14 protein-coding genes are annotated in these 14,721 nt (G+C 53.7%); 11 read left to right on the forward strand and 3 right to left on the reverse strand.

Annotated elements, in window-relative coordinates:
- The first annotated feature begins 214 nt into the window (after positions 1 to 214).
- The 8 genes from IT893_RS15070 to IT893_RS15105 all read left to right on the forward strand — a co-directional run bounded on the left by IT893_RS15070 (position 215) and on the right by IT893_RS15105 (position 9,362).
- Entirely contained in the window at positions 215 to 595 is a 381-nt protein-coding gene (locus IT893_RS15070) for a hypothetical protein (RefSeq protein WP_064779662.1), read from the forward strand.
- Positions 596 to 599: 4 nt separating this feature from the next.
- Positions 600 to 2,867, forward strand: a complete 2,268-nt coding sequence (locus tag IT893_RS15075) for a NosR/NirI family protein (RefSeq protein WP_197145719.1) — start codon at positions 600 to 602, stop codon at positions 2,865 to 2,867.
- The gene (gene nosZ / locus IT893_RS15080) at positions 2,864 to 4,813 is read left to right on the forward strand and encodes a TAT-dependent nitrous-oxide reductase (protein WP_232310659.1); all 1,950 of its coding nucleotides are present in this window, start codon (positions 2,864 to 2,866) and stop codon (positions 4,811 to 4,813) included. The genes IT893_RS15075 and nosZ overlap by 4 nt, the downstream gene beginning before the upstream one ends.
- A gap of 6 nt (positions 4,814 to 4,819) precedes the next feature.
- Positions 4,820 to 6,157, forward strand: coding sequence for a nitrous oxide reductase family maturation protein NosD (locus IT893_RS15085; protein ID WP_064787261.1), 1,338 nt, complete (start codon positions 4,820 to 4,822; stop codon positions 6,155 to 6,157).
- Complete coding sequence (locus IT893_RS15090) at positions 6,129 to 7,019, forward strand: ABC transporter ATP-binding protein (protein WP_197145721.1); 891 nt, start codon at positions 6,129 to 6,131, stop codon at positions 7,017 to 7,019. The genes IT893_RS15085 and IT893_RS15090 overlap by 29 nt, the downstream gene beginning before the upstream one ends.
- Complete coding sequence (locus tag IT893_RS15095) at positions 7,016 to 7,837, forward strand: ABC transporter permease (RefSeq protein WP_064779665.1); 822 nt, start codon at positions 7,016 to 7,018, stop codon at positions 7,835 to 7,837. The genes IT893_RS15090 and IT893_RS15095 overlap by 4 nt, the downstream gene beginning before the upstream one ends.
- Entirely contained in the window at positions 7,834 to 8,427 is a 594-nt protein-coding gene (locus tag IT893_RS15100) for a nitrous oxide reductase accessory protein NosL (RefSeq protein WP_064779666.1), read from the forward strand. The genes IT893_RS15095 and IT893_RS15100 overlap by 4 nt, the downstream gene beginning before the upstream one ends.
- Before the next feature lie 125 nt (positions 8,428 to 8,552).
- The gene (locus IT893_RS15105; RefSeq protein WP_256430909.1) at positions 8,553 to 9,362 is read left to right on the forward strand and encodes an FAD:protein FMN transferase; all 810 of its coding nucleotides are present in this window, start codon (positions 8,553 to 8,555) and stop codon (positions 9,360 to 9,362) included.
- A gap of 54 nt (positions 9,363 to 9,416) precedes the next feature.
- On the opposite strand, the gene IT893_RS15110 is transcribed toward IT893_RS15105, so the two are convergent.
- The 3 genes from IT893_RS15110 to IT893_RS15120 form a co-directional block, all read right to left on the reverse strand.
- Positions 9,417 to 10,112: a Crp/Fnr family transcriptional regulator gene (locus IT893_RS15110; protein WP_064779667.1), complete on the reverse strand. Its 696-nt coding sequence runs from the start codon at positions 10,110 to 10,112 to the stop codon at positions 9,417 to 9,419.
- Positions 10,090 to 10,827 (reverse strand): Crp/Fnr family transcriptional regulator, encoded by a 738-nt coding sequence (locus IT893_RS15115; protein ID WP_167351180.1) that lies wholly within the window; start codon positions 10,825 to 10,827, stop codon positions 10,090 to 10,092. Before IT893_RS15115 ends, IT893_RS15110 begins: the two co-directional genes overlap by 23 nt.
- A gap of 205 nt (positions 10,828 to 11,032) precedes the next feature.
- The gene (locus IT893_RS15120) at positions 11,033 to 11,773 is read right to left on the reverse strand and encodes a DUF542 domain-containing protein (protein ID WP_197145723.1); all 741 of its coding nucleotides are present in this window, start codon (positions 11,771 to 11,773) and stop codon (positions 11,033 to 11,035) included.
- A gap of 239 nt (positions 11,774 to 12,012) precedes the next feature.
- Between IT893_RS15120 and IT893_RS15125 the strand changes: the two genes are divergently transcribed.
- The 3 genes from IT893_RS15125 to IT893_RS15135 are packed head-to-tail and all read left to right on the forward strand — an operon-like array spanning position 12,013 to position 14,639.
- Complete coding sequence (locus IT893_RS15125) at positions 12,013 to 12,723, forward strand: SCP2 domain-containing protein (protein WP_245227676.1); 711 nt, start codon at positions 12,013 to 12,015, stop codon at positions 12,721 to 12,723.
- A gap of 24 nt (positions 12,724 to 12,747) precedes the next feature.
- On the forward strand, positions 12,748 to 13,725 hold the full coding sequence (locus IT893_RS15130; protein ID WP_197145725.1) for a peptidase U32 family protein: 978 nt from the start codon (positions 12,748 to 12,750) through the stop codon (positions 13,723 to 13,725).
- Complete coding sequence (locus tag IT893_RS15135) at positions 13,722 to 14,639, forward strand: U32 family peptidase (protein WP_197145727.1); 918 nt, start codon at positions 13,722 to 13,724, stop codon at positions 14,637 to 14,639. The genes IT893_RS15130 and IT893_RS15135 overlap by 4 nt, the downstream gene beginning before the upstream one ends.
- Positions 14,640 to 14,721: the final 82 nt, after the last annotated feature.

The raw sequence follows: 14,721 nt of genomic DNA on the forward strand, positions 1-14,721 counted from the left end.
CAACGGAAAACTGACGCGCTTCGTTTACCGGACACGTTTACAGTTTGAGGGTTGAACATGATTTCTTCCTTGCACAGTTCTTCGGATATCGTCCCCCAATAAACTTAGTCAACGTCAACGTTAACTGTCTCAGTGCAATCAATTGAAGCTCAAGCTCCTAGTCACTTGACCACTGTCAATAATCAGGAATCTGCGATGGAATATGAGAAGCATTATGGAAAAAATGCTTCGCACATTTCTGTTGTTTCTGATCGCACTTTCCCTGACCGGAACCGGTGTTGCTCAGGCTATTGCTCAGGTGACGAAGCAAACTGCAGCTGCTGACCTTGTTCAAATCACGATCTGCAGCACAGACCAGACTCCCGTGACAATATTGATCGACCGGAACGGCAACAAAGCACCCGCACCTGTCGAATGCGATTACCCAAATTGCATGAACTGCCTGAGCGGATCTGCATTCCAGCTTTCAGACCCAATTGGCGTGCCCGAACATGACCGCAAAGTCGTTCTGACGATCTTCCCCATGTCATTTGACCACGCCGGCGCGACACCCACTGCACCGGCAACCGCACGCGCGCCTCCGTACAAGGTTTGAATTCATGAACATCCCATTTGCCCCACGTCATCTTCAGACCAAATACCAGGCACCCGGCGCATTGATGCTCCTGCAATGTCTTCTGGTCATTGCTGTTGTTTGTCTTCTTTCTTCAGTGCTGTGGGTTTCCCAGGCAAACGCGCAAAACAAACCTGTTCTGGCGCAGTTCATTGAAAAAGTTCCCGCAGCATCCCTGGTCGAGGGTGCTGATGATTATGGTCCGGTTCAAAAAGACGTGCCGGTCGCACCGGTTCTCAAGAACGGTGAGCAGATCGGCTGGGCTTTTATTACCTCTGATTTTGTTGGCACCACCGGCTATTCCGGCAAACCGATCCATGTGATGGTCGCTGTTGACTCACAGGCCCGGATCATCGGTGTCAAACTGGTCAAGCATTCCGAACCGATTGTCCTGATTGGCATTCCAGAAGAGCGGATCACGTCACTCACCGAGGGATATGTCGGCTTTGACCTGGTTGCCGCAACAAAAGATGCAGACCACGAGCTGAATATTATTTCCGGTGCAACGGTGACCATTATGGTCATCGATGACTCGATCCTGCGCTCGGGCATCAAGGTTGCGCGCATGCTCGAATTGGGTGGATTGAGTGCCCCGGAGCAATCCAATGCAGCACAATTCAAAATCAGATCGGATGCGACCGCCCCGGAAGACTGGTTCACACTGGTTGGTGACGGGACTATTCGTCGCATGTCACTTGATGTCGGTCAGGTAAACGATGCATTTGCCACGATGGATGATCCAAGGGCGCTTGAGCGGCCAATCGAAGCCCCGGCCGAAGAAACCTTCATCGACATGTATGTCTCGCTTGTCAGCATCCCGGCCATTGGCAAGGCCACACTTGGCGAGCGCGGCTACAACAATCTGAAAACCTGGCTCAAGGATGGCGAAGAAGCCATTCTTGTTACCGCCCGGGGACAATACTCCTTCAAGGGTTCGGGATATGTCCGCGGCGGCTTGTTTGACCGTATCCAGCTTATTCAGGGCGATATGTCGGTACGTTTCCGCGACCGCAACCATCGCCGTGTTGGTGACATCATGGCCGATGGCGCACCGCAATTCAAAGAGATGGATCTGTTCAAGATCCCGGCAAGCAGCAACTTTGACCCGACACAACCCTGGCGTCTGGAACTTCTTGTCCATCGTGATGTCGGCGCAATTGAACGTCTCTACACCACCTTTGACATCGGCTGGCAGCCGCCAGTCAACTACCTCACCAAGATAGTTTCGCCGACGCCAGAGGCTGACAACTCAACCGGGGCCAGTTTCGCAACGGACGAACAGACTGCCAAAACCGCCCTTTGGCAGCGGATCTGGCGTGACAAGACGGTCGAAATCGTCGTGCTCAGCATCATGCTGATTGTTCTGACCGCCGCATTCTTCTTCCAGGGCTTCCTGACACGTTCTGCAAAATTTACCTTCTGGTTCCGCATCTGCTTCCTGACTGTCACGCTGGTGTTCCTTGGCTGGTATGCCAACGCACAGCTTTCCGTCGTCAATCTTATGGCGCTGACCAACTCGCTTGTGACGGGATTTACCTGGGAAGCGTTCCTGCTTGATCCACTGACCTTTATTCTGTGGTTCTCGGTTGCTGCGGCGCTGATCTTCTGGGGGCGCGGTGCCTATTGCGGCTGGTTGTGCCCGTTTGGCGCGCTTCAGGAACTGACCAACCGGATTGCCAAATTCTTCCATGTCCCGCAATGGACGCTTCCGTGGGGGCTGCATGAACGGCTCTGGGCGGTGAAATACATCATCTTCCTTGGCCTGTTTGGCACCATGCTGGCCTCCATTGATCAGGCGGAGAAGCTGGCCGAGGTCGAACCTTTCAAGACCGCCATCATCCTCAAATTTGATCGGGCATGGCCGTTTGTTCTTTACGCGCTTGTCCTTCTTGGCGCCGGGCTTTTCGTCGAACGGTTCTATTGCCGGTATCTGTGCCCATTGGGCGCAGCCCTCGCGATCCCGGCGCGTATGCGCATGTTTGACTGGCTCAAACGCTACAAGGAATGCGGCAGCCCCTGCCAGAGCTGCGCGCATGAATGCATGGTTCAAGCCATCCACCCCACTGGAGAAATCAACCCCAACGAGTGTCACAACTGCCTTCACTGTCAGGTGCTGTATCAAAGCGAAAAAATCTGTCCGGTCGTGATCAAGAAACTCAAGCGGCAGGAAAGCCTCTTGGCAAGCACGGAAGGCGCACAAAAAGCGCTGAACCGGACCCGGACGACCAAGCAAAATCTCAAGGAGAAGTCATGATGTCTGACAAAACATCCAAACCCGGAATCAGCCGACGTGATCTATTTGGCGTAGCCGCTGGCGGTGCTGCCTTTGCCGGTGCGGCAGGTGCTGCACGCTTGGCAGCAGTCGGTGGCGCAACCGGTGCTGCAACAGCCCTTTCGATTGGCAGCGCCCAGGCTTCAACCGGCGCTGAAGCAAGCCTCGCCCCCGGTCAGCTTGATGAGTATTACGGTTTCTGGTCGTCGGGCCAGACGGGCGAAATGCGCATTCTGGGTATCCCGTCCATGCGTGAACTTATGCGCGTTCCTGTTTTCAACCGTTGCTCGGCAACGGGTTGGGGGCAGACCAATGAAAGCCTGAATGTTCTTACCGAGAACATGTTGCCCAAAACCAAGGAATTTCTCGCTGCCAACGGCAAGAAGATCCATGATAACGGCGACTTGCACCACGTCCATATGTCCTTCACCGAAGGCAAGTATGACGGCCGTTTCCTGTTCATGAATGACAAGGCGAATACGCGCGTGGCGCGTGTGCGTTGCGATGTCATGAAGGCTGACAAGGTCCTGGAAATCCCGAACGCAAAGGCCATTCACGGCCTGCGTCCGCAAAAATGGCCGCGTACCAACTATGTCTTTGCCAATGGCGAGGACGAGACGCCGATGGTCAATGACGGCAAGGTGCTTGATGATCCGTCGCAATACGTAAACTTCTACACTGCAATCGACGCAGACGAGATGCAGGTCGCATGGCAGGTCATGGTATCGGGCAACCTTGATAACACCGACGCCGACTATGACGGCAAATATGCCTTTTCAACCAGCTACAACTCGGAAATGGGGATGAACCTTGCGGAGATGACCGCGTCCGAGCTTGATCACGTTGTTGTCTTTAACATCAAGGAAATCGAAAAAGGCATCGCAGCAGGCGATTACATCGAACTCAATGGTGTAAAAGTTATCGATGGCCGCAAAGGCAAGAACAAGAACTACACCCGATACATCCCGATCCCCAACAGTCCGCATGGCTGTAACATGGCACCGGACAAGAAGCACCTTTGCATCGCCGGCAAGCTTTCCCCGACTGTATCGGTGATTGATGTCACCAAGCTGGATGCCGTGTTCTATAACGGCGCAGAACCGCGTTCCGCCGTTGTTGCCGAACCGGAACTGGGTCTTGGTCCGCTACATACCGCATTTGACGGCAAGGGTAACGCACTGACCACCCTGTTCCTCGACAGTCAGGTGGTCAAATGGAACATTGAAAAAGCCGTGCGTGCCTATGCTGGTGAAAATGTCGATCCGATCATCAAAAAGGTCGATGTCCATTACCAGCCGGGCCACAACTCCACCTCGATGGGGGAAACTCTGGAAGCTGACGGGAAATGGTTCATTTCAATGAACAAGTTCTCCAAGGACCGCTTCCTGAATGTCGGCCCGCTTAAGCCAGAAAACGAACAGCTGTTCTCGATGCAGGGCGATGATCTGGTTCTTATGCATGATGGTCCGACATTCGCCGAACCCCATGATTCGATCATTGTTCACCGTTCGGTGGTCACCCCGGCCAGTGTCTGGAATCGTCAGGATCCGATGTGGGCCAAAACCCGCGAACAAGCCGAGGCAGATGGCGTCGACATTGACGACTGGACCGAAACCGTTGTCCGCGATGGCAACAAGGTCCGTGTCTATATGAGTTCTTCAGCGCCAACCTTCAGCCTTGAGTCCTTCAAGGTCAAGGAAGGCGATGAAGTAACCGTCATCATCACCAACATGGACGACATCGATGACCTGACACACGGTTTCACCATGGGGGACCATGGCGTTGCATTCGAGGTCGGCCCACAAGCAACTGCATCGGCAACCTTTGTCGCCTCCAAACCGGGTGTCTACTGGTACTATTGCCAGTGGTTCTGTCATGCCCTGCACATGGAAATGCGTGGCCGTATGTTCGTTGAACCGCGGAGTTAACCTGTGATGTTGCGCCCCGTCATGATGATCTTGGCCATGGCTGTCTTGCCGCTGCAGGTTCTTGCGGCAACGCAATCTGTGCCGTCAACTGACGGGGCGCTGATCTCTGCCATCGCCGGGGCTGCCCCCGGCGATGTGCTGCTGCTTGATCCGGGGCTCCATCAGGGTCCCATAGAACTCGATAGGCCCGTCACCATTGATGGTCAGGGCAAAGCAAAAATTTATGGAAACAAGACCGGAAGCGTCATTTCTGTAACCGGAACGGATATCACCATCCGTGGGCTTGAGATCGTGGGTTCGGGTTCAGCACATGAAACAATTGATTCCGGCATCCAGCTCCATCGGACAGCCGCACGTATTCTGGTCGAGGATAACCGCATCCTCGGAAACCTCTATGGGGTTGATATTCACGGCGCCAAACAAGCCACGGTGCGCGAAAATGTCATTATCGGACGCCGCGATCACAGACTGAATTCGCGTGGCAACGGCATATATGTCTGGAACGCGCCGGGAACACTGGTCGAAAACAACGAGATCCAATTCGGACGCGACGGCATTTTCGTGAACACCTCCAATCGCGGCGTCTTCCGTGGCAATCTGATGCGCGATCTGCGATTTGCGGTGCATTACATGTATGCCCATGATTCAGAAATCTCGGGCAATGTGTCGATTGGCAATCACCTTGGTTTTGCCCTGATGTATTCGAACCGCATCACGGTGCGCGATAATCTGTCTCTTGCTGATCGTGACCAGGGCTTGATGCTGAACTATACCAACAAGTCTGATCTGGTCGGAAATCTGGTACGCGGCGCAGGAGGGAAATGCCTGTTTATCTATAACGCGCATCACAATCTGATCGGGGACAACCGGTTCGAGGGCTGCCAGACCGGCATACATTTCACCGCTGGTTCCGAAAGCAATGCCCTGACAGGCAATGCCTTCATCGCCAACAAAACCCAGGTCAAGTATGTCGGGACCCGTGACGTCGAATGGAGTTTCGATGGCCGGGGAAATTTCTGGTCCGATCATCCGGTATTCGATCTTGATGGCAACGGCATTGCTGACAGCCGGTTCCGGCCAAACGATCTTGTCGATCATATTTTATGGTCCCAACCCGCAGCCGGTATGCTTTTGGGATCACCCGCCGTTCAATTGATCCGCTGGAGCCAGGCACACTTCCCCGCAACGTTGCCGGGCGGGGTCGTCGACAGCTTCCCGCTCATGAAACCGATCGAAATTCCGGTTCCCGAAGAAATCGTCTCTCTTGAAATGGCTGCTCGCGCCAATCCTGTCTGGCTGCGTGAAAGGACTGAAAATGTGTCTGACCCTCTCGCAAGTCACTAAACGCTATGATGATCATACCGTTCTTGATGCGGTTGGCTTTTATGTTGCCGCAGGTGAACGCGTTGCCTTGCTCGGCCATAATGGTGCCGGAAAATCGACACTGATGAAGATCATTCTCGGCCTTGTCACTGCGGAAGGGGGAACGGTTTCTGTCCATGGTCTTGCACCCGGAAGTTACCGGGCCCGCATGCAAACAGCCTATCTCGCGGAAAACGCGTCCTTTCATCCGTCGCTGACCGGACAAGAACAGCTTCGATATTATCTTCGACTTAGCGGCGAAGATCCCCGAAAGGCCGCATCGCTTCTTGAACGCGTCGGATTGGGGGCAGCAGCAAACCGCCGCATTGGCACCTATTCCAAGGGAATGCGCCAACGTGTCGGCATGGCTCAGGCGCTTATTGGTGAACCGAAACTCCTGATCCTTGATGAACCGACAAGCGGTCTCGACCCGGTATCACGACGCGAGTTCTATGTCATTCTTGATGAACTGGCAGCACAAGGCACCGCAATTCTTTTGTCTTCTCATGCCCTTACCGAGGTTGAGGCCAGAACTGACCGGATTGTCATTCTGTCGTCAGGCGTAATGGTCGCAAACGATACCCTGGCAAACCTGCGTCAACAGGCATCGCTACCCATCCGCCTTCAGGTATCTGCCCAACGCGGCAAGGCAGACGAGGTCGCCCAAAAGCTTTCCGGGGAACGCAGCAACGGCGTGATTGTCGATCTGGTGTGCAATTCCGAGCAAAAGCTCGCACGTCTTGGCGATATCTCGGCACTGGGGCCATTGGTCGATGATGTCGATGTCATTCCGCCAAGCCTGGAAGATATCTATAGCCATTTCAGCAAACGGGGGAACGCATGAACAAGGTTCTGGCAACAGCCCATAGCGAATTCATCATTGCGCTTCGTAACCGCTGGGTGGCGATTTCTGTCGCGATGATGGTGTTGTTTTCACTTGTATTATCTGCTGCGGGCAGTGCCCCGACCGGCGCAGTTGGTGTGGATAAACTGTCCGTCACCGTCGCAAGCCTGACATCCCTTGCGGTGTATCTTGTGCCGTTGGTTGCACTGTTGATGTCCTTTGACGCAATCGCAGGCGAAATCGAACGCGGCACCTTGTCCCTTGTTCTGACCTATCCCGTCGCCCGCGGGGAACTGGTCCTTGGGAAATTCATCGCCCATCTGGCGATCCTGAGTATCGCCGTCTTGGCCGGCTACGGAATTGCCGCCGTTGCTGCGATTGCAACAGACCCCAATGCGCTTGTTGGCATCCCTGCACTGTTTCGCCTATTCTGGTCGTCGCTTCTTCTTGGCGCGACGTTCCTTGGGATCGGTTATGGCATATCGGCATTCGCACGCAGACCCGGCGCAGCAGCAGGATTGGTGATCGGGCTCTGGCTGGTTCTGATCGTTTTATATGATCTTGGCCTCTTGGCGGCCATTGTCGCCGATGATGGCGGAACCTTCACAACGCATTATTTTCCGTGGTTGCTAATCGGCAATCCGGCAGATGCCTTTCGGATATATAACCTTGCCGTTTCGGATGCGACCGCTGCTGCAGCCGGCCTGACGGGGGCTGCCAATAGCATCCCCGCTGTTCATGCCCTGATATCCATTCTGATCTGGCCGGTGATTGCCACGATCCTCGCCTGGCAGATTTTCAGGAGGGTGACGCCATGATTTCCCGACTTGCGCTATCTTCAGTCACAATCGGCCTGCTTATTCTTGCCGGATGTCAGCAGCAGACGAAAGATACCATGCCGCCACCGGTCGCCATGACTGAAGAAGCTGTCGGACATTTCTGCCAGATGAACATTCTTGAGCATGCAGGCCCGAAGGCACAAATTCATCTTGAAGGTTTGCCCTACCCCCTGTTTTTCAGTCAGGTTCGCGATGGCATTGCCTATGAACGCATGCCCGAACAAAACTATAAAATCCGTGCGATTTACGTCACCGACATGTCCAGGGCCCATGACTGGGAAAATGTCGGACGAGAAAACTGGATACCGGCAACCAGTGCGCATTATGTCGTCGCTTCTGCCAAGACCGGGGGTATGGGGGCACCGGAACTTGTTCCCTTCTCTGATCAGGACGATGCCAAGAATTTCGTCAGTCGCCATGGCGGCCAGATAATGCGCCTTGAAGACATTGATGACGTGCTGGTTCTAAACAGTGTGCCCGTAACACCATCCGCCGAGACACACGAAACGGCGATCATGCCAGATGACGACGATTATCGCGCGCGTCTTGAAAAACTTCGCAAAGAATGAGGTCCGCCATGTCCGACTTTTCACGACGCCGGTTTCTGACCATATTTGCCGCCGCTGGCGCACTCTCGGCTGCACCGTTTGCATTAAAGGCACAGCATCCGGTCCGCACTTGGAAGGGCGTTGCAATGGGGTCTGCTGCATCGATCAGCCTGTCGCACCCCAACGCTGACGACATCCTTTTGCGTGCAACCCGCGAACTTGAACGACTGGAAAATATCTTCAGTCTCTATCGGGAAAATTCCACGCTCGCACAATTGAACCGCGATGGTGTGGTTAACACTCCGCCTTTCGAACTTTTGGAATGCCTGGGACTGTGCGGGACCATAAACCAGGCAAGTGGTGGCCTTTTTGATCCAACGGTTCAGCCGCTTTGGCAACTCTATGCGCAAAGCTATTCAGAAGGCCGGGCGCCCGAGAATGTTTTTATTCGTAAAACACTTTCAAGAACAGGCTGGGACAAGGTTGTTATCAATCAGAGCCAGGTCAGCTTCAGAAGACCGAACATGGCAATGACCCTGAATGGAATTGCCCAGGGCTACGTCGCAGACCGTATCGCCAAGTTGCTTCGCGATGACGGATTGAACAACGTCCTGATCAATACCGGCGAGTTCGCGGCTCTGGGCGGCCACCCTGAAGGTGAAGACTGGCCTGTTTCAATCAATACCGGATCAGAAATTCGAAAAGAAAGGGTAATGTTGCGCGACAACGCCTTGGCAACATCACTGCCGAACGGCACCTTCTTTGATCAGGCGGGCCTTGTTGGTCACATTCTTGATCCGCGCACCGGCCGTCCCGCACAAGCACGCCCAACAGCGGTTAGTGTAACTGCAACAAAGGCAGCTGTGGCCGATGGGCTCAGCACGGCAATTTGCCTTATGAATAAAGGCGAGGCAGACAAATTGCTCGCACAGTTCCCGAGCGCAAAACTGGTCTAGCTTTGCCTCCCATACTGGATGACATTTCTGGCAAACGTTTGGAACGCCGCTGAGCTAGTGGGCCAGTTCCAGAAGTGCCTCACGATCAAGTATCTGCAGTTTCGGCCCCGCCGATATGGCGCCAGATGCTTCAAGTTTGCGCAAGGACCGGGAAAACGTTTCTGGTGTAATACCGATCCGGCTGGCAATCTGGCGCTTATCGGGAAAGTTTTTGCCACTTGTGCCGTCGATGGCCGCGCCATTTCGGTCTTCAAAATCGATCAGAAACGCAGCAATCCGTTGGATCGGACGCGTATGGCGCAGTTTATAGATTTCCTCAAGGAAGAACCGTTCCCACCGCAACAGGCTTGCCAGCACATCTCCGACAACGTCAGGCGCGCTTTTGAGGATGCCAAGATAGGCAGTGCGCGGAATGGCCACGATTTCACAATTCTCGACGACCTGACATTCAACCGGATAGGACCGGCCCGCAAAGGAAACTGCCTCCGCAAAGGAACCGGCCTCGGTCAGGAAATGCATCACTGTTTCATCCCCCTGCGAGGAGGTTTTCACAAGCCGCAAATGACCGGACAAAAGAATGTAGAAATATTCGGCCACATCACCGGCCCGAAAAAGATGTTCCCCCCGCGCATGGCTTTCGACCTTGCATGTTCCCAGCAGTGTCTTTAGCCGTTCTTCCCCAAGTGCTGCCAACAGCGGCACCTGAAAGATTACATCATGATCTGCGCTAGACAGCGACCTTGAAACCATCAGACTGTTCCTCCCTGGCTTCACTGCTTGATAAACCACACCACTCGGCCAGCATCTCGGTATCTGCAATACGGATGATGTACCCGTTGGAGTGTTGGGAAACGCCATGTTCCGACAACTTTTTAAGCGCCCGGGAAAATGTCTCGCTTGTCATGCCAATCTTGCGTGCCAACGCAGACTTTTCCACGGTAAGCGGCGTTTCATGCGCATCCCCGACAGGAACGGCATCTGCAAGCAAATATATCCCCAAACGTTGGGCCGCTGACCGGCATTTCAGTTCCTCGGTCTGGCGTAACATTTGACATAGTCTTTCTGTTACAACCGACATCATGGTTAATGCCCGATCAAAGTGCGCCGAGAGAAAATCGGCAAAGGCGGCGCCGTCAATCCGGATGGCGGTCGTCGCGTCCAGCGTTTTGATTGAAACGGCGTAACAGGCTTCCGGTGCCAGCGCACACTCACCTACAAGCTGTCCGTCACCCAGCAAATCAATAACACCGTCCTTGCCCTCCCCGTCCGTGTAGGACAACTCAACATGCCCATTCACAATCAGAAAAAGGGCCGATGCTGAGTCTCCGGCATGGATGATTACCGTATCTGGATCATACCGAACCCACGTACACAATGACGCCAGTTCCAGAATGTCGTCTTTCGGCCAGTTTTTGAAATAGCGCCCAGACTGGAGAACACCCGAGATTCGATCAATATCTCTCATTGTGAAGTTTCCATGGAAAAACGCGGTTGTAGTTAAGCATTGGAACAAATCTAACATTCAACCGGCCGGGGTGGATTGTTCCATGTCAAACAAGTCCGTCAGGCCCATAAAACAAAGTGCACCGTCCAGCAAAAAAGCCCTGCCAGTCAGCAGGGCTTTGTCACAGAAAACACGCGACGACATCGCTGTCACATTTTGCAGCAGACTATTCGAAACGCGGGAACAGGATCGAATTTTCCAGATACATATGTGCAACAAGATCTTCGATCAGCTTACCGATCGCGCTGTACAACCTGCGCCACGAACCGCATACCCCGTCAGGCAAGGTGCAATTGTTTGTCAATTTCTGCAGTTTGTGGATGGCTTGGCCGTGATCGTCATGCTCTTCGCGCATACAATGGATAGGCATGGCAAGTGCCGACGTAATCGAGTTATTCCTGCTCATTTCACGCATCGCCGGGAAAAGAATATTTTCCTCTTTGGTCATGTGCATATCAAGTTGCTCTGCCATTTCCATCAATGCATCTGCCAGCCCTACCGGCGCGTCCGGATGGTCACCATGCACAATTTCAATTTCGCGAGACAGCGCAATCAGCTCGATCAACTCTTCGCGGTGAACATCGTGATAGCGCGTAAGGATGAAATCGATAAACCCATCAACATCGCCCACATCGGGCATGGTCAAAGGTCCCTTGGGAAGCTTGCAGAGTTCCCCGGCAATCGCGTGGGGATCAAGTTCCTTGCGCTTTGCAGCTTCTTGAAGTGTCTGGTCAGGATGACAACAAAACCCGATGCGATGACGGCGAAAAACCAGCGTTGCGCCGGGGAAACATGAAATCAAGCCCCCCAGACTCTGATCAAGCAGTTCGGCGGGCTTAACGTCCTGTGTTGCCGTGTTCAACGCATCTTGCATAAAGGTGTCCTCCCTAAGATCGGCATCCAGCAAACGAAAGGGAGTTTAAACCAGCGACAATTTGGCAGATTGACGATGGTCAAATGGATTTATGCCAAAAAATGTTGCGGTCGTTTCTGTTCGATTATCACGTCAAAGTAACATCCTGTCGGCTTGTTCCAACTAAGCGTAATTCCAATCTCACGGTGATTTGACAAACATCAAACGCCAACCCGCCCGGGCCAGTGATACTTCGCCATGCAAAACGCCGGAGTATGCCGTGGGAGTATGCCGTGACAGAAAGCTATCCATCCTTTACGCCATTTTTGCTGGCAAACCCGTTCATACGCAATGCGCCAGCCCTTTTGGTAGAGCGTATATGCCGTCACGCGATGGCGACGATGCATCATCGCTACAGACCGGTATTTGAACGGGTGGCAGAGCAAGAAGCATTCGCGTTGCTGATTTCTCCGACTGATCTGGATTTGCAATTCTATTTAAAAATAGATGCCGATCATCCTGAACTCCGCCCCGCAAGACATATAGAAGAAGAAACTGTCGCAGCACAGATATCAGGACCGTTACCCGCGCTGCTGGAGCTTCTTCAGGGGACATCGGATGGTGACGCACTGTTCTTTTCGCGCACATTGCGGATCGAGGGACGCACTGAACTTGTTGTCGCACTTCGCAATGCCCTGGATGGAGAGTCCATTGATCTGCGATCCGCCGTGGCGGAAAGCTTTGGCATGATGGGCCCAGCAGCCAGGGCAGCACTTGGCCTTGCCGAAAAAATTTATCGACAACTTCAGCACGACATGAACCGGACGGCAAATGCATTGACGTCCCCCACCGCCAAACGTTTGCTCGGCGTGGAAAAACGCGCATCCGCGCAAGCGGTCACACTGGCTGAGATCGAGAAAACAATACAAAGGCGGAACCGCCATACGCGCCCCAAACCATCCGGTGCGGCCAAGGATGATTTCGCGCTGCCCGCCAATCCCTGATCCACAACTATTCACAGGTTCAATATGGAACTCGTTTGTCCTGCAGGAACACCTGCCAGCCTGCATGCCGCCGTTGCGGCGGGTGCTGATGTTGTATATTGCGGTTTTCGGGACGCAACGAATGCCCGAAACTTTCCGGGATTGAACTTTTCACGTGCCGAGTTGCGCGATGCCGTCAAACATGCGCACAAGCACGGAGTTCATGTCTATCTTGCCTGCAATACCTATCCGCAAGCCGGGGCTGAAGAAATCTGGCATAAGGCAGTTGATGATGCCGTGGCAATTGGTGTCGATGCCATCATCCTTGCTGATATCGGTTTGCTGCGATATGCGCGCGATCATCATCCTGACGCACGTTTGCATTTATCCGTACAGGCGTCGGCCTCGAACGAAGAAGCCATTCGATTTTATCATCAGGAATTCGGTGTGCGCCGTGTTGTACTGCCCCGTGTTCTGTCGCTTGATGAGATCCGCACGCTTAATCAACGCATACAGGTCGAAACAGAAGTATTCGCATTTGGCGGGATGTGCGTGATGGCCGAAGGCCGTTGTTCACTGTCTTCATACGCGACGGGCGAAAGTCCGAATATGAACGGCGTCTGTTCGCCGGCAGCACATGTTCACTATGAAGAACGCGGCGACACGACAGTTTCCCGACTGGGGAATTTCACCATCAACATCTATGACAGCGATGAAAAGGTCGGCTATCCGACGCTGTGCAAGGGCCGGTTTCGTGCCATGGACAAATCCGGCTATCTGTTTGAAGAACCCACCAGCCTTGATGTCACCGCCATGCTGCCGGAACTGGCAGATGCAGGCGTTTCCGCGCTCAAGATCGAAGGGCGGCAACGCGGGAAGGCCTATATATCGCAGGTGGTTGGCGCATTTCGAACATCACTGGACAAGATCGCCGAGGGACAACGCGACGCGCGATCAAAACTCAGCACGCTGAGTGAAGGTCAAAGCGATACCACAGGTGCATACCGGAGAAGCTGGCAATGAAAAGATCGCGACTTGTTATGGGCCCGGTTCTTTTTCACTGGGACGAGGACCGCAAAAAGGATTTCTACAGCCGCATTGCAGATGAAACCGACGTCGATACCGTCCATGTCGGCGAAGTTGTCTGCGCGAAACGGATGCCCTTCTTTGACAAGCACCTCCCAAGCGTTATCGAACGACTTCAGCGCAGCGGCAAGGAAGTTGTTCTCTCTACACTCGCACTGGTGATGAATGAGCGCGAAGTTAATCAAATACGCGACATCGCGCAGATGCCCGACATTATGATTGAGGCCAACGATATTTCCGTTGTGCGTTTGCTCGCAGGTCAGCCGCACATGATTGGTCCCTACATCAACACCTATAATGAAGGGACGCTGTCCTACTTTGCCGAAAAAGGCGCTAAACGGATCGCCCTGCCATGGGAATTACCGATGTCCTCGATCGCAGCATTATGTGGCGCGCAGACCGCGGCCGAGATTGAGGTACAGGTATTTGGTCGTATGCCTTTGGCCATTTCGGCCCGCTGCTATTCAGCACGGGCGCAAGGCCTGCACAAGGATGGCTGCCGGTACGTTTGCGGGGACCACCTTGATGGCATGGATGTCGAAACACTCGACGATACGCCGTTTCTGGCGGTCAACGGGTTGCAAACCCTGTCCAGCCACTATGTTGAAATGGCGGACAATATCGCACAGATGCAAACCGCCGGTGTGACAGCGTTCCGCCTGTCGCCACATAGTCTGGACATGACAAGGGTTTCGGATCTCTATCGTCAAGTTCTCGCGCGTAAAACCGATCCGGAAGAACTCAGGCACCGCCTGAAGGAAATGCGTTTCCCGATGAACTTTGCCAACGGCTTCTTGCACGAAGCCCCTGGGGCCGAGTTTCGTCAGACGCGTGCGCGGCAGGCAGAATAAGAACCACGCCAGAACCCACCATGAAAGAAAGGGCTGCAATCTGACCGATCGCAGCCCTTCAATACATTCACAATTCGGGGAG

The organism is Thalassospira sp. A40-3, from assembly GCF_015871485.1.
In the GTDB taxonomy this organism is placed as follows: Bacteria; Pseudomonadota; Alphaproteobacteria; order Rhodospirillales; family Thalassospiraceae; genus Thalassospira; species Thalassospira tepidiphila.